At 34.7% G+C, this 20,462-nt stretch carries 18 protein-coding genes; 3 read left to right on the top strand and 15 right to left on the bottom strand.

All coding sequences use genetic code 11. From position 1 onward, the window contains the following. Window positions 1-7: 7 nt before the first annotated feature. The gene (locus SLH52_RS15735) at window positions 8-898 is read right to left on the bottom strand and encodes a MoxR family ATPase (RefSeq protein WP_320210224.1); all 891 of its coding nucleotides are present in this window, start codon (window positions 896-898) and stop codon (window positions 8-10) included. A 581-nt stretch (window positions 899-1,479) separates the two neighbouring features. On the opposite strand from SLH52_RS15735, the gene SLH52_RS15730 reads away from it, so the two are divergent. Further along, on the top strand, window positions 1,480-1,875 hold the full coding sequence (locus SLH52_RS15730; RefSeq protein ID WP_320210223.1) for a hypothetical protein: 396 nt from the start codon (window positions 1,480-1,482) through the stop codon (window positions 1,873-1,875). A 266-nt stretch (window positions 1,876-2,141) separates the two neighbouring features. Here the strand turns inward: SLH52_RS15730 and SLH52_RS15725 are convergent, their stop codons facing one another. Next, entirely contained in the window at window positions 2,142-2,951 is an 810-nt protein-coding gene (locus SLH52_RS15725) for an ABC transporter permease subunit (protein WP_320210222.1), read from the bottom strand. Further along, entirely contained in the window at window positions 2,948-3,835 is an 888-nt protein-coding gene (locus tag SLH52_RS15720; RefSeq protein WP_320210221.1) for an ABC transporter ATP-binding protein, read from the bottom strand. Before SLH52_RS15720 ends, SLH52_RS15725 begins: the two co-directional genes overlap by 4 nt. 147 nt (window positions 3,836-3,982) lie before the next feature. Here SLH52_RS15720 and SLH52_RS15715 point away from each other — a divergent pair, with 147 nt between their 5' ends. Then, window positions 3,983-4,579 carry a TetR/AcrR family transcriptional regulator gene (locus SLH52_RS15715; protein WP_320210220.1) on the top strand — a complete coding sequence of 199 codons (597 nt, stop codon included), beginning with the start codon at window positions 3,983-3,985 and terminating at the stop codon, window positions 4,577-4,579. Window positions 4,580-4,616: 37 nt separating this feature from the next. Here the strand turns inward: SLH52_RS15715 and SLH52_RS15710 are convergent, their stop codons facing one another. The 12 genes from SLH52_RS15710 to SLH52_RS15655 form a co-directional block, all read right to left on the bottom strand. Further along, a complete protein-coding gene (locus SLH52_RS15710; protein WP_320210219.1) occupies window positions 4,617-4,967 on the bottom strand; it encodes a hypothetical protein in 351 nt (116 codons plus the stop codon). Between the two features lie 550 nt (window positions 4,968-5,517). Further along, window positions 5,518-6,672 carry a homogentisate 1,2-dioxygenase gene (locus SLH52_RS15705; RefSeq protein ID WP_320210218.1) on the bottom strand — a complete coding sequence of 385 codons (1,155 nt, stop codon included), beginning with the start codon at window positions 6,670-6,672 and terminating at the stop codon, window positions 5,518-5,520. Window positions 6,673-6,684: 12 nt separating this feature from the next. Next, on the bottom strand, window positions 6,685-7,593 hold the full coding sequence (locus SLH52_RS15700; protein ID WP_413785548.1) for a fumarylacetoacetate hydrolase family protein: 909 nt from the start codon (window positions 7,591-7,593) through the stop codon (window positions 6,685-6,687). Between the two features lie 79 nt (window positions 7,594-7,672). Then, a complete protein-coding gene (locus SLH52_RS15695) occupies window positions 7,673-8,299 on the bottom strand; it encodes a flavin reductase family protein (protein WP_320210217.1) in 627 nt (208 codons plus the stop codon). Between the two features lie 199 nt (window positions 8,300-8,498). Further along, entirely contained in the window at window positions 8,499-9,614 is a 1,116-nt protein-coding gene (gene hppD, locus SLH52_RS15690) for a 4-hydroxyphenylpyruvate dioxygenase (protein ID WP_320210216.1), read from the bottom strand. Window positions 9,615-9,824: 210 nt separating this feature from the next. Then, entirely contained in the window at window positions 9,825-10,637 is an 813-nt protein-coding gene (locus tag SLH52_RS15685) for an SDR family NAD(P)-dependent oxidoreductase (RefSeq protein ID WP_320210215.1), read from the bottom strand. Window positions 10,638-10,803: 166 nt separating this feature from the next. Beyond that, complete coding sequence (locus SLH52_RS15680; protein WP_320210214.1) at window positions 10,804-11,190, bottom strand: MaoC/PaaZ C-terminal domain-containing protein; 387 nt, start codon at window positions 11,188-11,190, stop codon at window positions 10,804-10,806. Window positions 11,191-11,302: 112 nt separating this feature from the next. Further along, window positions 11,303-11,746 carry a MaoC family dehydratase N-terminal domain-containing protein gene (locus SLH52_RS15675; protein ID WP_320210213.1) on the bottom strand — a complete coding sequence of 148 codons (444 nt, stop codon included), beginning with the start codon at window positions 11,744-11,746 and terminating at the stop codon, window positions 11,303-11,305. 98 nt (window positions 11,747-11,844) lie between these two features. Continuing rightward, entirely contained in the window at window positions 11,845-13,023 is a 1,179-nt protein-coding gene (locus SLH52_RS15670; protein ID WP_320210212.1) for a lipid-transfer protein, read from the bottom strand. A gap of 39 nt (window positions 13,024-13,062) precedes the next feature. Beyond that, complete coding sequence (locus tag SLH52_RS15665; RefSeq protein WP_320210211.1) at window positions 13,063-14,241, bottom strand: CaiB/BaiF CoA-transferase family protein; 1,179 nt, start codon at window positions 14,239-14,241, stop codon at window positions 13,063-13,065. A 6-nt stretch (window positions 14,242-14,247) separates the two neighbouring features. Next, window positions 14,248-15,777 carry a long-chain fatty acid--CoA ligase gene (locus tag SLH52_RS15660; protein WP_320210210.1) on the bottom strand — a complete coding sequence of 510 codons (1,530 nt, stop codon included), beginning with the start codon at window positions 15,775-15,777 and terminating at the stop codon, window positions 14,248-14,250. A gap of 493 nt (window positions 15,778-16,270) precedes the next feature. Then, window positions 16,271-18,340 carry a sigma 54-interacting transcriptional regulator gene (locus SLH52_RS15655; RefSeq protein WP_320210209.1) on the bottom strand — a complete coding sequence of 690 codons (2,070 nt, stop codon included), beginning with the start codon at window positions 18,338-18,340 and terminating at the stop codon, window positions 16,271-16,273. A 292-nt stretch (window positions 18,341-18,632) separates the two neighbouring features. On the opposite strand from SLH52_RS15655, the gene SLH52_RS15650 reads away from it, so the two are divergent. Further along, window positions 18,633-20,096, top strand: coding sequence for a phosphatidylinositol-specific phospholipase C domain-containing protein (locus SLH52_RS15650; protein ID WP_320210208.1), 1,464 nt, complete (start codon window positions 18,633-18,635; stop codon window positions 20,094-20,096). Window positions 20,097-20,462: the final 366 nt, after the last annotated feature.

The raw sequence follows: 20,462 nt of genomic DNA, 5'->3' as shown, positions 1-20,462 counted from the left end.
TAGTTCCTCATTCAAATAGAGTTTCGACTATATTTTTTACCGCAGACTTTTCTCTTTCATCTTCGAGCTTATCAATAATACCACGTTGAATAGCCCTTTCAGGAGGTAAGTGTACTGCTAAGTCACATGTATCAATAAGTGCACGTATTGATGCAGCCTCTTCAGATATGTTCCCTTGTTTCACATGTGTAATTAAATCAGCAGATAGAGTGACAAACGATTTAATTAGCTTTTCATCTGATAACATTGATTGCTCTTTGAGAACATTCTCTAAACTATCACCTTGAATATATGGTACCTCAATAACAATAAACCTATTTTTTAACGCCTCATTTAAAGGAACTGTCCCTACATAGCCTTCATTAATTGCAGCAATGACTCCAAATCCTTCTTCAGCTTGAACTACTTCACTTGTAAATGGATTTGTAATCATCTTTCTATAATCTAAGACACCATTTAATATAGGTAATGTTTCTGGCTTTGCCATGTTAATTTCATCTATATATAAGAGGTGCCCTTTTTGCATCGCGTTTATTACAGGACCAGGAATAAAATCGATTGTCGGTCTATCATTGACGTCACTAATCGTTTTATATCCAAGTAAAGCTTCGGCATCTAAATCAACCGAACAGTTAACACTATGCATCGGTTGCTGAAACAAGCTAGATAACGTGTCAGCTAATTTCGTTTTACCTGATCCTGTTGGTCCTTTAAGCAATACATTTTTTCCTAAAGATAATGCAACGATAGCATCAAATAAAATATTTGTATTGTCGCTCGTATAACCACCTTTTCCAATTAGGGAACTGTCCTCTTGTTGATACTTATTATTGGTTCTACTTTTAAGTATATTACTTATTTGATTAGGCAATTGTATCGTATTTATGTTCGCAGTCATGCTGTAGTTACAAACCCTTCTATATTTTTATGGCTCTTTTCGATAACTTTGTTGCTAATGGAAAAAAAATAGCAAGGTAAAGTTTATAGAAAAAGAGATTCCTCAAAATTCTATTTGTGCGTTAATATAAAATTAAAAAGTATATGCGAAAATAACCTACTTTTTATATAACATAACTTAATGTATTGTATAAAGAATTATAGTAAGTTGGCAAGGTGTGTGCTCATTGATAAGTTAATTATCGGCAAGTATATAAGGAAGAATACAGAGGGATTTACATTATTTTGTCGAATTTACATACTTAGCTACAATTATTATACATTATTGTAACTTATATTTGTGTAGATAAGGGGCTTTGCATGCATGATGTTAGTACTAGATACTATTTTATTATTATAACTTATTGGATTAACCGTATTTCATTATACTAAGACAAAAAAGCTGATCCAAATCTCAGAAACATTAGTTATCCTACGCCAAAAGTCCTTCAACAACATGGCATGTTAGTCGACGGTATGATCATTACAAATCACTCCTTTGCATCAAAGCAATGGAAAATAATCAAATGGACTACTTTTAGCATGACGCTAATACTAACAACTGTTTTGGTTTTAGGTTATATAAACTATAAAAGTATAATTGAGGCTTTCCCGAACTTCTTTTTATTAACTATTCTCGTTACTTGGAATGGTGACAGAAGTATATTTGCAATATTGCAAGAAGGAATGTTAGTTAAAGGCAAAGTGTATAAATGGGAGCAATTTAACTACTTCAATGTTACAAGAATGAGTAGATGGCATGAATACGCTGGAATCCATGACAAAATTAAGGAGGGCTTTGAAGTAAAGCTTCATATCATCCATCCTTCCAAGAAAATAAGACCCGTCAGTATAGTCATAGATAAAGCCCAAATTGACAATTTTAAATTTTATTTACTAAATGCTGGTTTGAAGGAAATAGATGATACGTATTTATGAAAGCCTCAGTAGTTTCAAAGGTTAACTACGTTATCCATAATATATAATAAAATCAAACAATCATTTTTTCTTTGTACTAATAAAAGCTAGCCTTTCCACAAGGCTAGCTTAATTTTTTCTTACTGCTGTTTTTTCGCATTGTTTTTTTTCGAATTAACTAGAGTTGGGGACATCTATTCTTCTGTAATCAATGATAACTATATAACTAATTTGTTAACCATAAAAAATATTGTAGAAAAGACCTCCATATATAGAACATTCAATGATTATAAAGGTAAATTACGACGTTTAAAAACAAATACTGCTAAAATAAACATGATTACACCAATACTCAATAGAAGAAGAGATGAAGAGAATACATTTCCTTCACCAATAGCAATCTGACTCGGTTCATACAGCGAGAACAAAGTGATATTTCTCAACCAGTCTAAGTCAGTGCTTATTTTTCCTGCCATATCTAACCCGTAAAATAGAAAAGTCAATCCACCAGCAAGACCAAATGCTAGTTTCTCGTCGTTCAGTAGGGCAGAAATGAGGAAAGAATAACCTCCAACGGCGAAAAACAATAATAAACCAACTATATTGATCTTAAAAAATACGTTCGTTCCAATGGCATATTGGTCATCAATTAGCCATTCCCCTCCAATAACACCACCAATGAATGTTAAAAAAACAATGATCGTTAAACCACTAACTAATACTGCTATTTGTGTAAGTACGACAGAACTACGAGTGACTTTTGTTGAAAGCAAATACGCCATTGAGCCTCTATCTACTAATTTTGCGATTAGTTGCACAGCTGTCATCACACTAAATACTCCTAAAATAATAGGAAAAAACAAACCAAAATACTCTACAGAAATAAATTCACTGTAAGTCCCGAAAGACTCAAGTCCGAATGCTTGTTTTAAAGCATCTGGATATATATCTAACATATCATTTATTTGCTCTGCGTTGTCAGCAATAAATGGATATAAAGAAGTCATTAAAATTACATAAAGAGCTGACCCTACTCCGAAGCTTAAAAAGCCCTTAACATTCGATTTGATCATTTGTTTATATAGTGGTGCATTCACTTTATCCCCCCCTTTGAATCATAGTAATTCATAAAAATTTCCTCAAGGCTCTGGTTGCTTATACTCATATTAGTAATATCGTAATTACCTAATTCTTTAATTAAATCATTATAATTCCCTTGAATGACAACCCGAGCTACACCATTTCTTATTACATCTACCGTAAGTCCGGAGGCTGTTAATCTTTCAATATCATTTTCATGTACAAAAGTAATTTCAAAGATCTTTCTTTGCATAGATTGGAGTTGATGTATATCTTTTACTGTAATGATTCGACCATCCTTAATGATTGCTGCTCGATCACACGTTCTTTCGATTTCAGCAAAGCTATGTGAAGACATTAAAAACGTTTTCCCTTTCTCCTTTTCTTCGAGCACAATATCAATAAATGTTTTTTGCATTAAAGGGTCTAAACCTGACGTCGGTTCATCTAGAATAAAGATTTCTGGATCATGCATAAATGTGACAACAATACCAATCTTTTGTTTCATTCCTTTTGACATTTTTCTAATGGGTGTTTTAGGATCAAATTGTAGTCGCTCAATTAACTCATCACGCTTTCTATAGTCTTTAATGTTTTGCATACCCGCCATCATATTAATAAATTCCATCCCACTCATACCTTCTAAAAATGAAATTTCTCCAGGTAAATAACCTACGTAGCTACGAGCCTTGCCTTGATCTTCCCAGCAATTTACGCCATTTATTGAGGAAAAGCCTCGTTGTGGTTTCATAAACCCCATTAAATGTCGAATAGTAGTAGATTTACCAGCACCATTCGGGCCTAAAAAACCGAAAACTTCTCCTTTATGGACTTCAAATGATACATCAAATATCCCTTTGTCATTGGAAAATTGTTGAGTCAGGTCGTTGACTTGAATCACTTTACACTCCTCCTTCAATTTATGAAATATATGATATGTTTAATTACATTAATTTTAAATTTTAAAAATGTTAATGTCAATGGTATAATGAAATATATTAATTGAAATATTTCATAATATTATGTGAGATAAAAAGGTGATAATTCAATGAATGGGTTTGAAAAACGAGCACAACGAATCAAAGACAAGATTAAGAATGCCACTTTGGAATTATTAAGTAGTATGGAGCCAAGAGCTATTCGAATTACTGATATAGCTAATAAAGCGGACGTATCACAAGTTTCAATTTACAATCATTTTGGCAGTAAGGAGGAGCTTATAAGAGAAGCGCTAAAATCGTTCTACTTTCAGCATTTAGAGGATTACGAAAAACTAATTTCAGAAGGGTCAAGGTCATTTAAGGAAACAATACGTTTCATTCTATTTCAAAAAAGAGAGACCATACAAAAGTATTCTGCAACAAAATTAAATGAATTATTGCTGCAAGACCCTGAAATGAATATGTTTGTAAAAGAAATTTATTCAACTAAAGTATTTCCCCTTTTCCTAGAAATGATTGAAAAAGCGAAAAAAAACGGTGAAATTGATAATGATATTGCACCATCTTTAGTAATTTTTTATTTGAACATGTTTAGTGAAAAGAGTGAGGAGATGCTTCAGTTGTCAACTTCATATTCAAGTGAAGAACAATTTATAGAAGATCTTACAAATTTATTTTTCTATGGCATAGTAGGAAAACGATGATCATTGACCACCTTACGTAAGGTGGTCAATACTTTTGTCATTTAGTTTTTGCCGGCTGTGTAGCAGCATTTTGTTGTTGTTTGTATACTTTGTTATTAGGGTTGTTAGGTGCAAGTTCCTCTGCAAATTCGAAATTTGGCAATGGAGACTTAACATTTGCATTATTAGTCATTCTTTCAGCCATGCGTTTCATTTCATCACCTAGCTGTGTCATCGTTTTGTTATTTCTCATCCTTACCATTCCTAGTAAAGCAGGAACGGATAAAGCTACTACCGATGCACTCATTGCAACCCAATTATTTCTTCTTCGTTTTCTAAAGCGATTCATCAGTCGTCCAGACCTTTTTCCTACGTTAAACATCGTTGACATCCAACGCATATTGTTCATAACAATTATCCCCCTTCTCTTCAAAATTAACTTTTTCCGGATTGTGTTTAAACGACAACATTACGAAAAAAAGCCTTAATAATTTGAAGAAGAGCATGTACACTCATCGTACACATGTATTATTTTTTCTTATTGTATGACACAATATTTGTGTTAACATTTTACACAAAGATTTGAATGGTCATCATAACAACTAACTTCAGTTGTTTCAGCACAGGATGATGATGCTTAGCTGTATAAATAGCGCTTGTAGTATTTTTTTCTGCTTGATTAAAGCCATATCTTCTGACCATTTTATTCGTAAACTATAGTAACAACGTTTACGAATAGAGCAACGACGATGCCATTTCTGTTATTAGTAAAAATATACACTAACTTACACCAACACCATGTACAAATGAACGGGCAAAACACTAGCTCAGCTTAATTAACATATATCTCAATAATAAAAACGATTATATGCAAAAAAGCATAAGCAATATACTTATGCAAACATTATAAAATCAGGCTAATTTCTCTTAAAGTGGGCTGGATGAAGAGTTCACATATATCATTTATTCCAACTAGACATATATGCTCGATCTTCTATATCTAGCGCATTGCTGACAACCTTTAGTGGTTTAAATGTATCAATCATTACTGCAAGCTCTGCTGTTTCTTTTTGACCTATACTTGCTTCTGTTTTTCCAGGGTGTGGACCGTGAGGAATACCACTTGGATGAAGCGTAATTGAACCTTCTTCAATCCCTTTTCTACTCATAAAATTTCCATCAACATAGTATATTACTTCATCGCTATTAACATTACTATGATAGTATGGTGCAGGAATCGCATCTGGATGATAATCATATAATCTTGGCACAAAAGAACAGATGACAAAGTTATGTCCTTCAAACGTTTGATGGACTGGTGGCGGTTGATGGATACGACCCGTAATTGGCTCAAAATCATGTATGCTGAACTTCCACGGATATAAATACCCATCCCAACCAATAACATCTAGCGGATGATGTTGGAAAATATGCTCAGTCATACTTCCTCTAGCTTTAGTTAATACTGAAAAAGCACCTGTTTGATTATACGTTTCTAATTTAGCTGGTCCATGTATATCCCGTTCACAAAATGGGCTATGTTCAAGAAGTTGTCCGTATTCGTTACGATATCTACGTGGAGATGTAATTTGACTATTCGTTTCTACGAAGAGAAATGTTTGCGTCACGTCTGTATTTGGCACAATGCGATAAATGGTACCAATTGGAATAACTATATAATCTCCTGCTTCATAATCAATACTACCGAATATTGTTTCAATTTTTCCTGAACCATAATGAATGTAAAATAGTTCATCACCATCTCCATTACGGTAATAATGCTTCATTTCTATTTTTGGCTTTACAACTCCGATAAGTAAGTCCTCATTACCTAACAAATATTCGCGACCGAATAAAGCATCACTTGACGCATTACACTTTTCAGTTTTTAAATGTCGATGCATTAATGAGGAATTTTCTTCAAATTTTATTTCAGTATTTGAAAAATGTTTCGTTTCTAGAACTTTTGTAGGCATGTTATGATGATATAATATTGATTGTGTTCCAGAAAATCCTTTCGTGCCCATTACTTGTTCACGATATAATGTACCATCTTCTTTTTTAAACTGTATATGCCGTTTATTTGGAATTGAGCCCATTTGCCTGTAGTACACAAAGATCCCCCTTTACTCTACAATTGTATTTTTTAAGATCCCTAAGCCAGTGATCTCTAGTTCAACTAAATCACCAGGCTCCAACCATCGTTGTTTTTCAGGTCCAAGCTCTAAAATACAACCAGTTCCTACCGTGCCTGATCCTATAATATCGCCGGGATATAATGTTACATCTTTCGATGCTCTTTCTATCATTTGTGCGAATGAATAATAAATAGTATTGAAATTGCCAACAGATGTCGTACTGCCATTGACCTTAGCCACCATCTGTAAATCATAACGATCTCCTATTTTATATGTTTCAAGTTCATCTTTCGTAACAATATAAGGGCCTATTGATGTAGCAAAATCCTTTCCTTTTGCAGGACCTAAACCTACCTTCATTTCTTTTGCTTGTATATCCCGAGCACTCCAATCATTCATTATTGTGTACCCGAAAATATAATCTTCCGCTTCTATTCGCGAGATATTCGTTCCTTGCTTACCGATAACACATGCAATTTCAAGTTCATAATCAAGACAATTACAATTCTTTGGTTTTTTAATAAGCTCATCAGGACCAGTGATCGCTTGATGGTTTGAAAAGTAAAAAACTGGCATCTCATACCATTCAGGAATAACTTGAAGCCCTCTCCTACTTCTTGCCGTTTTCACATGATCTTCAAAGGCATAAAAATCTCGAACACTTGGTGGCTTTGGTAGTGGAGCACAAATATTAACTTCTTCTAGTGTGTAAATAGCATCATTAATCAGTTGTACATTATCCTGTACATCAATATATGCATCATAGTTTTCAATAAAATGTAATAAGCTATGTGGAAGCTTCCCACCACTAACAGCATGCATGTCGACTATTTTTTCTTCATGTACCCATCCGGCTCTCTCAATACCTGCTGCCGTCTTGAAGGTGACATATTTCACTTTTGTCCCTCCTTAGTCATTTAGTTATCCTAGTTTTTTATTATTACTGTTAATAACGATTTTCCACTATTAATCAAGACTATTTCTCTTTACTTATATTGCTTCTTGTTAAAATAAATGTGTCGCTATTTGCACGTGTGTAGGCATGCCCTGCTAATCTACCGACTGGCTTTAACTTACTAGTATTAATTTTTCCATCCTCATACAAATTGTCTGCAACAGAAACTAATACAACTCTTCCAACAACTAAGCTGCCTGACCCTGGGTGAGAACCATAATGATGTAGTTCATGTAGTTTACATTCCAAATGTATTTTACACTCTTGAACTCTTGGTATTTTTACTTTTTGACCAGCTTCTTTGCCAAGTCCTGCTATCGTAAACTCATCAACCCCAGGTGAATACTCTGTTGCACATTCATTAACTTGTGAAATAATGTCATCGCTTACAATATTAATGATAAACTCCTTAGTCTTTTCAATATTCCTTAAGGTGTCCTTTTTCGCACCGTCACTTCCTCTAACCATAGGAGCAAAACATATAAGCATAGGATTTGCACTAATACATGTGAAAAAACTGAAGGGGGCAAGATTTGCCCGTCCCTCTTCATCTACTGTAGAAACAAATGCAATTGGACGTGGCAAAACAGACCCAACTAACAACTTATAAGCGTCCTGCCATGAAATATCTCTTGGCTCGATCTGCAAATGCACTCAACTCCTCAAGTTACTATTAGTATAATAAGACTCGATACTTTTATGGTTTTCTAGATTAAATACATATGTTAGGTGAGACTTATGGGATTTCACCGTTTTTATAAAATAAGGTGGTCACGTTTACTAGCTGTAATATATGCTAATTTCCTCGTACAAAAAACAACAATTCATTATTTGTGAAAATTGTTCGTTACAAATTCCCGCGTCTTGCTTGCTCACGTTCAATTGACTCAAACAATGCCTTAAAATTGCCTTCACCAAAGCCCTTGGCACCTTTTCTCTGAATAATTTCAATAAATAATGTTGGACGATCGACTATTGGTTTGGTGAAGATTTGTAATAAATAACCTTCATCATCACGATCTACTAAGATTTTTAACTGTTTCAGCTTTTCAACCTCTTCATCAATTTCTCCAACACGTTCAGATAACATCTCATAATACGAATCTGGTGTCTCAAGAAACTCAATTCCATTCGCTTTTAAAGATGAAACAGTTTTTATAATATCTTCCGTTAATAAAGCGATATGCTGCACACCCGCTCCGTTATTAAATTCTAGATATTCTTGAATTTGAGATTTACGCTTCCCTTCTGCAGGCTCATTTATCGGGAATTTTATTCTACCGCCATTGGTCATCACTTTTGACATTAGCGCGGAGTATTCTGTGCTTATATCATCATCATCAAAATGAATTAATTGCTTAAAGCCCATTACTTCTTCGTAATAAGTAACCCATTGCTCCATCTCTTCAACGTTTCCAACAACATGATCAACTGCAATTAAGCCAGCATCCTCATATGGTATATTCATATTAATTTTTTCGAAACCTGGTAAAAAAGTTCCGTTATAATTTGTACGTTCGATTAAACTATGAATTGTGTCACCGTATGTACCGATGACCGCCTTTTTAACTGATCCGTTTTCATCTGATAATGTAGTTGGCGGTAAAAGTTCAATGGCTCCACGGCTTACTGCTTCACTGTATGCTTTATCTACATCGTCTACAACTAATGCAACATCCCGTACACCATCACCATGTTTTTTAACAAAAGAAGATACTCGACTTTCCGCTTCTAATGTACCTGTTAAGATATATCGAATATTATTCTGTTGTATAACGTACGAGATCGTTTCTCTATTCCCTGTTTCTAAACCAGAATAAGCAATTGGTTTAAAGCCAAATGTTCTACAAAAATAGTGGCATGCCTGCTTCGCATTCCCAACATAAAACTCAATATAGTCTACATCTCTTACTGGAAAAAATTCCTCTTGCTTCTCAACAGTTTCTAACAATTGTTCTTTCATTCACAAAAACCTCCTATTTTTCATAAAATAATTAATTTTCTCAATATTATAATAGTAAAAAAATGGGGTATGGCTCAAGAGTATACTGTGAAGCCAAAACGCTTTAGTTGAACACAGAAAAGCTAGTTACCCAATTAAGAGATAACTAGCTTTTTAGTCTTATATACATGTATTATTTCATCTAATAAAATTTAATAATTGAGAATATTGTTAAGAATAAAATCCACCGTTCACATTTAACACTTGACCATTTACATAATTCGATAATGGCGATGCTAGATAGAAGATACTTTGCGCAGCTTCTAAAGCTGTTCCTGCTCTTTGTTGAGGGATAGACATTTGAATCATCTGCCTCATATTTTCTGGAATACCAATTGTAACACCATTAACAGATTCACCCTTTTCTTTTGGTTGTGTTAGCCTCGTTTCAACCATACCAAATGCTACTGCATTACAATTGACATGAAAAGGCGCCCATTCTCGAGCAACTGTTTTCGTTAAGCCGATTAAACCAGCTTTGGCAGATGAATAATTCGCTTGCCCCACATTGCCCATCACTCCAGCTACTGATGTGACATTAACTATCTTCCGATAATGATCAACCCCTTTTGCCACGTCATCTTTATGAGCATTTCTTAAATATGGTGTTGCTTCACGGATAAGTCGAAATGGTGCAAATAAATGAATATCGATCATGGCTTGAAATTGTTCATCTGTCATTTTATGGATCATCCCATCCCATGTGTATCCAGCATTGTTTACCAAAATGTCCAGCTTGCCATAAGCTTGAATCGTTTCATCCATAATCTGTTTTGGAAACTCTGAAGAAGTGACATCACCATTAACCGAAATAGCATCTCCACCTTTTTCTTTTATTGCACTAACTACTTCTTCGGCAGGTTCTTGATCTTTATCAGACACAACAACACGAGCTCCATGTTCAGCCATCAATTCAGCTACTTGCCTTCCAACTCCTCGTCCAGATCCTGTAATAATTGCAACTTGATTTTCTAGCATTTTCATTTCCTTATCTCCCTTCCTTGTCTCTATTTTCTTTTAGGCTGTTTCTGCTTTAATTTTTGCTTTTTGCATTAAGAAATTATCGTGACATCTTTACTCATTTTACATCCCGGCCAACGTAGTTATTCAACATTATATTTCCTCAGATTTTATTACATGTTTACCGTGTCTAATTTTTCACAACTTCAAAGTCACCTTTAAGCTTCAATTCCTCATTTTCATTTTGTACCAATATTCTTCCGCACAATATGGTATCTCCATCTTCGTTTTTTTCTTCTACAATTTTTCCAGAGATTGATAGCTTCTCTCCTGGGAAAGTCATTTTGGAAAATCTCACTTTAAATTTCCGTAAATCTTTTCTTGGAAACCACTGTGTAAGTGCATCACCAGCCATTCCCATAACGAGCATACCGTGTGCTATAACATCTGGTAAACCTACACTTTTTGCAATTGGTACAACTGTATGAATCGGATTAAAGTCACCAGATGCTCCAGCATATTTCACGATTTGTGTGTGAGAAATATTGTCTTTCTCTATCACTTGAAGGTCACTCATAAATTCAATCCTCTCCCTCTATAATCATTTTAGTTTTACGTCCTTTTAGATACTAGACCAACAGTGAGCTTACATTAATCCACTCAAGTCGATCAGAGTAAAAAATGGGATATTAATGCCGCTCTATAATTACCGATTTTCCAATTAATACTGTTTCTTTATCAGAGTTCGAATAAGTTGTTTCTATCGTAATAAAATTCATATTTCTCTTTGTATTAGCATGAACAACTCGACTTTTTGCTGTTATTACATCCCCAACATAAATCATGCCAACATATTCATATGATTGTTCACCGTGTAACACTTTCAAAGGGTCTAACTCAAGTGTATTTACTAAGGAATCAAAGTCAGCACCACCCCACATATCAATAACTGTTGAGAATGTTGGAGGAACTGGAATTTTAACATAACTCTGCTTTCTTGCTTCTTCAGTTGAATAGTAAATCGGATTGTTATCCCCAATTGCTAAAACAAATTCTTTCACTTTTCCTTGTTCGACAGGAAATGTGTATGGTTCAAACTTCATTCCAACTTTTGTAGATATGTCTTTTAGCAAAACTCATCACTCCTTTATCATTTACTCGTAAACTAGTAATATTGATAACTATAAGATTGTGACATCTTATTTAACTTGGTATATACAAAGGTATGCCTTTATGAAGCTTTATACATCGTTACTACAACAGCACCACCTAATCCAAGATTATGTTGAAGAGCAATATTAGCACCTTCAACTTGCCTTTTGTCTGCTTGACCCCTTAGTTGCCATACGAGCTCTGTACATTGCGCAAGACCAGTTGCACCAAGTGGATGCCCCTTTGACATTAGTCCTCCAGAAGGGTTAATAACATATTTCCCACCATATGTGTTATCCTCATCATTAATGAACTTTTCAGCTTCACCTTCTTGACAAAGCCCCAAACCTTCGTAAGTAAGTATTTCATTTGGTGTAAAGCAATCATGCAATTCAACTACATGGACATCCTCTGGTCCAATTCCTGCTTGTTCATATAATTGTTTAGCTGCACGCTTTGTCATGTCTGCTCCAACTAAATTGATTGGATCTTGAAAGGTTGAAATTGTATCTGTTGCTATCGTTTGTGACACGATTTCAACAGCATTACCAATTCCTTTTTTCCTCGCATAATTCTCAGTACAAACAATGACAGCGGCTGCACCACAAGATGGAGGACAAGCACATAATCTTGTTAAATGTTCTGGATAAACGACTGGGGAGTTTAATACTTCATCAACTGTTAGTTTGGTATCAAAAATAGAATAAGGATTATTTACAGCATGACTTCTTGTCTTTACAGCTACCTTGGCAAATATATCTGGGTTAGCACCGTATCTACGCAAGTATTCGTTTCCAGCCTCACCAAAAATGCGCAAAGTTAACGGGAACCCTTTAGTTTGTGGAGTTAATTCATCTAATTTATCTTGAAACAGTTCAAGGGGTGATGTCCGGTCATTCCATACAGATTGTAATGCACCAGGTTTCATCTCTTCAAAACCGAAGGCAAGAACACACTCAGCTGATCCTGACTCAACAGCTTGACGTGCTAAAAAAAGCGCCGTTGATCCGCTTGAACAATTGTTATTCACATTTACAACTGGAATACCAGTCATTCCTACTTTATAGATTGCAGCTTGACCAGAAGTGCTTTCACCATAAACATAACTTGCAAAAGCTTGCTGAACTTCGTCAATGCCTATTCCAGCATCCTTTAATGCCCCACTAATCGCTTTTGCAGCCATATCCTCATAAGGATCATTTTTACCTGGTTTAGCAAACTTCACCATGTCAGCACCAATTATTCTTGCATTACTCATAATACTATACCCTCCTATGTTTTCCTGTTATTGTTTATTTTATCTGATTATTCCTGCCTTCTTATAAGAGCTTATTTGACTTTCATTCAACCCTAATTCCTGTAAAACTTCTTCAGTATGATATCCTAACCGGCTACCTATATGACTGTATGATGGTTGAAATGAAGAAAACTTAATAGGACAAGCAAGTTGCTTTTGACTTCCCCCTTCATCCTTAGGTACGTCAGCTATCATATTACGCGCTTTTATTTGTGGATGATGAACGGCTTCAGAAAAATGAAGAACAGGCTCTATACAAGCATCGTATTTATTAAATATTGGTATCCACTCTTCGTAGGTCTTCAATCGGAATATATCTTTCAATTTGTCTTTAAACAATTCCATATCATCTTTACTCATGCTTAAGCTAAGAGAGAACAATTCCTCAGCTCCGACAGCTTCACAAAGTTGCTTTCTAAAGTTCGGTTCAAGGCTTCCAACAGAAAAGTAACGCCCATCTTTAGTCTCATAGTAATCATAGAAAGTTCCACCATTTAGCATTAATGCTTCTCTTTCTGGCTCTACTTCACTTGCTAGGTACCCTGCACCAGAAATCCCATTCAAAGCAAATGCTGCATCTGTCATGCTTACATCAATTGACTGCCCTTGACCTGTTAATTGTCTATGATATGCTGCAGCTAAAATAGCAATAACAGTATGATGGGACCCTCCTGCTACGTCTGCTATTTGAATCCCATAAGGGGTTGGAACGGACCCCTTTCTAGATGAATAGCTTGTAACTCCTGATACGGACAAATAGTTATTATCGTGTCCTGCTCTATTACGATACGGCCCTGTTTGCCCGTACCCTGTTAATGAGCAATATATTAACTCGGGGTTAATTTGTTTTAGCTCATTATAACCAAGGCCCAATCTATCCATGACACCTGGTCGAAATTGTTCTAACACTATATCGTATTTATGAATTAACTTTTTTACTATATCTATTGATTCTTCTCTCTTTAAGTCTAGAGCAATAGCTCGCTTTGAACGATTCAAGTATTGATGTGCTACTGAATCTTCGCCATCGATAGGTGGTGTCATGCGTAACAAATCTGGCCTTGATGGAGATTCAACTCTTAAAATATTTGCACCTAAATCTGCTAAAAACATCGTCGCATATGGTCCTGGTAGCAGCCCAGAAAAATCAAGAATATTTAGCGAAGATAAAAGAGGCATATGAATTCACCGCTCTTTCACTTCGTTAAATTGTTCTCTAAGTTTATATTTCATTATTTTCCCTGAAGCATTACGAGGTAATTGATCAACAAATAGTATCTTTCTCGGTACTTTATATCCTGCTAGATGTTGGCGAAGAAAACTTATTAATCCTTCTTCATCAGCTTTATGTTTGTGTAAAACGACGACAGCGGTTACAATTTCTCCCCAAGTTGTATCAGGAATACCAATAATTGCGGCTTCCATAACATCAGGGTGTTGGTATAAACAATTTTCTACTTCAATTGAATAAACATTTTCACCGCCTGATATAATCATATCTTTCTTACGATCTACTAGTTTAATAAACCCATGCTCATCCTTTACTGCTAAATCTCCAGTAAATAACCAGCCTTCACGTAATGCTTCTTGAGTTTCCTTTCCCTTCCGGTAATATTCTTTCATAATCGTTTCACCACGAAGGATAAATTCACCTACTTCACCGGGCACTACGTCCTGACCTTGTTCGTTGACAACCCTTGCTTCAGTTAACAATGTTGGATCCTTCCCCGAAGCACCCAAATTCTCTTTGTGATCTTCCGGTGTTAGAAAAATTCCAGCCGGCCCCCCTTCAGACAATCCACATAAATTATAAAATTGATCAGTTTGAAATAATTCCATACTTTTTTTAACGAGTTCTGGTGCCATAGGAGCTGCACCGTATGAGCACTTTTTAATAGAACTCAAATTGTACTCCTTTGCATTTGGTACATGCAATAAAAAGTTATACATCGTTGGTACACCAAAATATTGCGTAATTTCATATTTCTCAATTGCTTTCAGTACTTCTACAGGATTAAATTCTTTATGAATGACATGCGATGCTCCTACACAAATCCCAGGAATGAGAAATAAACCTAATTGAGCACTATGAAAAAGAGGTGCAACATGCAATAATTTTTCAAATGATGCTAAACCAGTCGTCCCAATTGATGCTATGACAAGGTTTAATACTCGTTTATGATCAAATAAAGCGCCTTTTGGGTATCCAGTCGTTCCAGACGTATATAAAATATGCAAATCATCCTCTTCTTGAACTTCAACTTCAGGTTCTCCAATGTTTTCAGATAATACCTCCTTGATTGAAAGATGCTCAGGTCTGTTTGGACTAGCTACTGCTATTACTTGCCTTATTGAATTAACGTCTTGTTTCGCTTCATAAATAATATCATCAAATTCTTGATCATATAGCACAACAACACTATCTGATTGTTCCAAAATATAATTTAATTCACGTGCCATGAGCCGAAAATTAAGCGGGACGACTACAGCACCAATTTTAGCCGCAGCAAAATAGCTAATTACAAAATAATCTGAATTTTTAAGTAATAAAGCGACTTTTTCACCCTTTTTCACTCCAAGGTTTAGAAGGCCGTGCGCAAGTTGATTTACAACTTGATTTAACTGATTGTACGTATACTCTTTGTCCTCAAATGTCACAGCCCATTTTTCTGGATGCCTTCTTGCATTGATCGCGAGACAACTCCCAATATTCAAATTGATCCCCCCTATATTATTTTACGTGACGAATATTGTGTACAATTTCTCTGAGAACAACTATAAACGAACTGTAAGTCCTATTAGTATTACAATCTTTCAATGTGAGTAGTTAGAAACAGCGCTATAAATTCATCCCATTCCACATATTGCATTAACTAGTAAAGTTCACAATAAGCTAGACGATCCTCTGATTGAGAATTCCTTACAAAATAGGACACCTTAAGTTTTTATAACTCCATCCTTCTGTACTCTTCATGAACAAATCCTCTTTCGTAATATTAGCAAGTTCTGTGCCAAATAGTTATAAAAATTGTAAAATCCATATACCTCATTACTATATATAGTTATTTAGTAATTATATTCCGAATACACATTAATACTCTTTGTAAATCTGAGAATAATGATCATTAAAGTGTATATTATTAATACAGTCGGTTTAATTGATTGTCTTCCATTAAGACAAATGAAGTCAATATTAAGGAAACACCATTTACATAAGTTGATATTTTTCAAGTTTTTTATATAGTAGAGAGCGACTTATACCTAGCATTTTTGCAGCTTTTGTTTTATTACCTTCTACTTTTTCCATCATTTCTTTAATAACTCTCATTTCTGCCTCATTCAATAATGCTTGTTTGTTCATGGAATTTTCTATGCCAATAGAATGTATCTTTACTTTATTTAGTAAGTAATCAGGTAAATCATGAGCTTCAATCTTCCCATGCTCTGCAAAAACCATACCTCTTTCTATTACATTGCGAAGTTCACGTATATTTCCAGGCCATTCGTATGACAACATAACCTTTTTGGCATAATCATCGATCCCCGTTATACTCGTGCCATTTATTTGATTTAGATCGTCTATAAAAGCATCACTTAAAATTAGTATATCTTCCTGTCGCTTCCTTAAGGGAGGTACTTCAAATGAAATGACGTTAAGTCGATAATATAAGTCTTCTCTAAATTCACCACTTTCTACCATGTTTTCTAAGGGTCGGTTTGTCGCTGCAATAATTCTAACATTTACTTGAATCCTGTCATTTCCTCCAACTCTATAAAACTCCTTTTCTTGTAATACCCTTAATAGTTTCGCTTGAAGCTGCAAGGACATATCACCGACTTCATCCAAAAACAGCGTACCCTCATTTGCATGATCGAATTTTCCGTATTTCCCCTTTTGTTTAGCACCAGTAAAAGCCCCAGCTTCATAACCAAAAAATTCAGATTCCAGTAAATGCTCAGGTATAGCAGCACAATTCACTGTAACAAAAGGACCATTACTAGTCATACTGACACTATGAATAGCATGAGCAAAAAGTTCCTTCCCTGTCCCACTTTCTCCTCGAACTAAAATAGTAGATTTCCCCTTAGCAGCCTTCCTTACACTTCTTATTAATTTTTCCATATTAGCACTTCTTGTAATGATGTGATCAAATGAATACCTAGATGTTTCAGTTACATGATTACTTATACTAATTGATTTAGTTTCTTGGTCGATTTTTCTAAATTGTTCTTGGACTTCATTTAGTTGACGAAAGCTGATTTTACCAATTGCTCCAATAATCTTGTTGTCTTGATAAACAGGAATACGATGAAGCATGTATTTAATACCCTTGATCTTCATAACCTTACTTACAGTAGCAACACCTGTCTTCATAACCTCTTGCAAATTGAAATGAGGAAAAATTTGATCAACATGTTGATTTTTTATCAAATGTGAGTCCAACTCAAATAAATCGCATAACATCGAATTAAAGAAAATAATTTTTGCTTCCTCATTTATCATTAAAATTCCGTCATAGGCATTATCTATCGCTGTTTCTACTAATCTTTTAAGTTTCTTTACAGTCTCTAATTCTTGAGCTATTTGTTCTATTTCTGTTACATTTTGAAATAAAGCGATGTATCCTTTTTTTCCATTAAGTAAGTTATATGTCGAAACTCTCACAATCGTGTGGTGATGATTGAATGTCATCCTTCTTGGTACGTCTCTTTCCAAGTCATTTAAATAATGTTTTGGCAAATAATTTGTGACATCTTCATGAAGTACATCTTGTTCATTAATTTCAAAAATGGAACAAAGCTGTTCATTTACATATGAAATATATCCGTTCTCATCAGTCATGCATGCACCTAACTGAGATGTTTCTAATATCTTTTCTAATTGATTCGTTAAATATTGTGACGATTGTAAAAATGTCACTACTAAATCTGTTTTCGTTACGAGACCGACTACTTTACTACACTCATCTATTACAACTGCAGTACCTACTTTGCTTTCAAGAGTAAGTGGATATAATTTTTCGTACGGTGTATTAGTCGGCAGCACATATACTTCTTTGCGAATATAATCTCCTATTTTGCTAGACAGATTAGTATGATTTATTAATTGTTTATATAGAATGCTCCTCGTAAAAACACCAACTAATTTCTGATTTTTATCACATACAGGAATCGTATTCCATTTGAGCCTTCTCATTATATCGATTGCTTCATAAATTGAACTATGCTCATAAAGGAACTCATCTACTTTTGTCATAATATCTGTTACGCTTAACATCCATTCACCTTCTTACTAAATTAATAGCAAAACCTGTTGTTACATTTTTCGATAAGTATTGGCAATTTTCCTCTAATCACATACTTCAATTGTATACATCTTGTGACTAGTAATTACAATTTTTCAATATAGTTAAATAAGTATATTTATCACTTTATTTAATAATTAAAGAATTTTAGCGAAAAAAGAAGATTTTTGCTAGATTTTCAGCTATTACCATTGATATTCATAGTTTATAGAAAATTCTAAATTATATAATATATTAATTATAAAACTAAAGGAGGTTCTTATATTGAAAAAAGCCTTGAAATCCTTATTTCTTACAATGATTGTTGTACTTCTAGTTATCCCCATTGTAAAAACTAGCAATATTGCTAGTGCTGCAAACGACAATTCAAATTGGATGGAGCAAGTTAGTATGGTAAACCCTGAGTTTGGGGAACGAACATTACGTGAGGTTATTTTACCAGGTACACATGATTCTGGGACAGCCACTATGGATGATGCGAATGATCCAAGAGATCCGGGTCCAGACTTTTGGGATCTAAAGAATTTGTTACAAAACGGAGCTGCACAAGCAGGAAAGTCTATCGTTGCTGACTGGTCACAAACACAAGGGCTGACTATTGAGCAACAATTAAATGAAGGGATTCGTTATTTTGATTTGCGTGTTGCACCAAATGTATGGCAACCGGTATTTGATGACTATCAAATACAAGAAACTAACTTACGAACTCTTCATGGCTTATACGGTGAACCTGTAGATGAAATACTAACTGCCTCTAAAAGGTTTATAGAAAATAATGAAAAAGAAATCATAATCTTAGACTTCCAGCACTTTTACGAAATGACCCAGAAAAGCTACGACTACTTAAATAGCCTACTCATAAATACGTTCGGAGAATTATTAATTCCTTCATCATATGGGGTTCATGTACCTTTAGAACAACTTTGGGATGAAAATAAGCGTGTCATTGTTTTATACGGCAGTGATCATCAGCGTTATACGAATACATTAGATATAAGGTCTCTATATGATGATGAATTCAACAATTGGTTGTGGGATCGAAAATCTAGTATGCAATCGGATTGGGCAAATACAACCGATGTAGAAGTCCTTAAAGAAAAGCTTAATGAAAGTATAGAGTCAGCAAGCCAAAACAAGCTTTTTGTACTTCAAGGAGTGTTAACGGCAGATGAAGATGTTATTGTTGATGCGGTTCTCGGTGGTTTTGATCCATTTTCTGCAACAGGAGTTAATTCGTTACATGATCTAGTAAGGCTAGCTAACAATGAAATTCCTACCTTAGTACAAAATGAATGGTCAAGTAAGCCATTAAACATCATCATGTTGGATTGGTTTCACGAAACAGACATCGTAGATATTATTAAAAGCATGAACGAAGGAAGCACTTTTGATGGACCTGATAAAGAAGAGCTAACACTCATTGCGACAATTTCTTCTGAAGGTGGACCACAATCCGGTCAGAAACATCGTTCTAGTAACAATTTCAGTACAGCAAATTTACCAGCTGGGACACAAAAATTGTATTGGGAAATCGTCGATACTTCTAATGCTGCTAAAATTAGCTTTAGTGTAAAAGAGGATGTTTCTATCTGGACTGACCCTATCATTTTTAACTCATTAAAAAATGGTTCTTATACTGAGGTAATCAAAAATGATTCTTTATATATTGCAGACCCATTAAGTACATCAGGACAGTCATTTACCGTTAATATATATGCTGTTAAATAAAACAATTCCCAAAGTTTTCAAGAGAAGAATAGATTTAAGGCTTAAAATATGCATTTCACCTAAGACAACTACACAAGCTGAACAATTTCGCTTGCATAAGATAAACTAATCCACTTGTAAATCCGGCCTCCCTACTTCAAACACCTCACCTGTGATAGTAGGGAGGTTACATACGTATTCATGAGTAAAGATTGAATGTGAAGCATATAGTTATTATTTAATGTTAAGCATAACTTCTTTATGTATACCGATAGTAACCTTAAAAATAGATTCTTACACCTCACTCCCTTTCATATAGTAATCTTAAAGTTGGGAATTCGAACATTAACATTTCGTTCTACTTTCCACAAAGGCTTTATTCGTTAG

Origin of the sequence: Cytobacillus sp. IB215665 (assembly GCF_033963835.1) — a bacterium.
Lineage (GTDB): Bacteria > Bacillota > Bacilli > Bacillales > SM2101 > Nanhaiella.
This window is presented reverse-complemented; position numbering and strand designations above follow the sequence as displayed.

Coding starts and splice junctions, on each gene's coding strand:
- hppD (WP_320210216.1), bottom strand. CDS start 9,614: ATGAAAGAACAATTGTTAGAAACTGTTGAGAAGCAAGAGGAATTTTTT.
- SLH52_RS15665 (WP_320210211.1), bottom strand. CDS start 14,241: ATGCCTCTTTTATCTTCGCTAAATATTCTTGATTTTTCTGGGCTGCTA.
- SLH52_RS15670 (WP_320210212.1), bottom strand. CDS start 13,023: ATGAGTAATGCAAGAATAATTGGTGCTGACATGGTGAAGTTTGCTAAA.
- SLH52_RS15655 (WP_320210209.1), bottom strand. CDS start 18,340: ATGTTAAGCGTAACAGATATTATGACAAAAGTAGATGAGTTCCTTTAT.
- SLH52_RS15735 (WP_320210224.1), bottom strand. CDS start 898: ATGACTGCGAACATAAATACGATACAATTGCCTAATCAAATAAGTAAT.
- SLH52_RS15710 (WP_320210219.1), bottom strand. CDS start 4,967: ATGAACAATATGCGTTGGATGTCAACGATGTTTAACGTAGGAAAAAGG.
- SLH52_RS15715 (WP_320210220.1), top strand. CDS start 3,983: ATGAATGGGTTTGAAAAACGAGCACAACGAATCAAAGACAAGATTAAG.
- SLH52_RS15680 (WP_320210214.1), bottom strand. CDS start 11,190: ATGAGTGACCTTCAAGTGATAGAGAAAGACAATATTTCTCACACACAA.
- SLH52_RS15685 (WP_320210215.1), bottom strand. CDS start 10,637: ATGAAAATGCTAGAAAATCAAGTTGCAATTATTACAGGATCTGGACGA.
- SLH52_RS15730 (WP_320210223.1), top strand. CDS start 1,480: ATGACGCTAATACTAACAACTGTTTTGGTTTTAGGTTATATAAACTAT.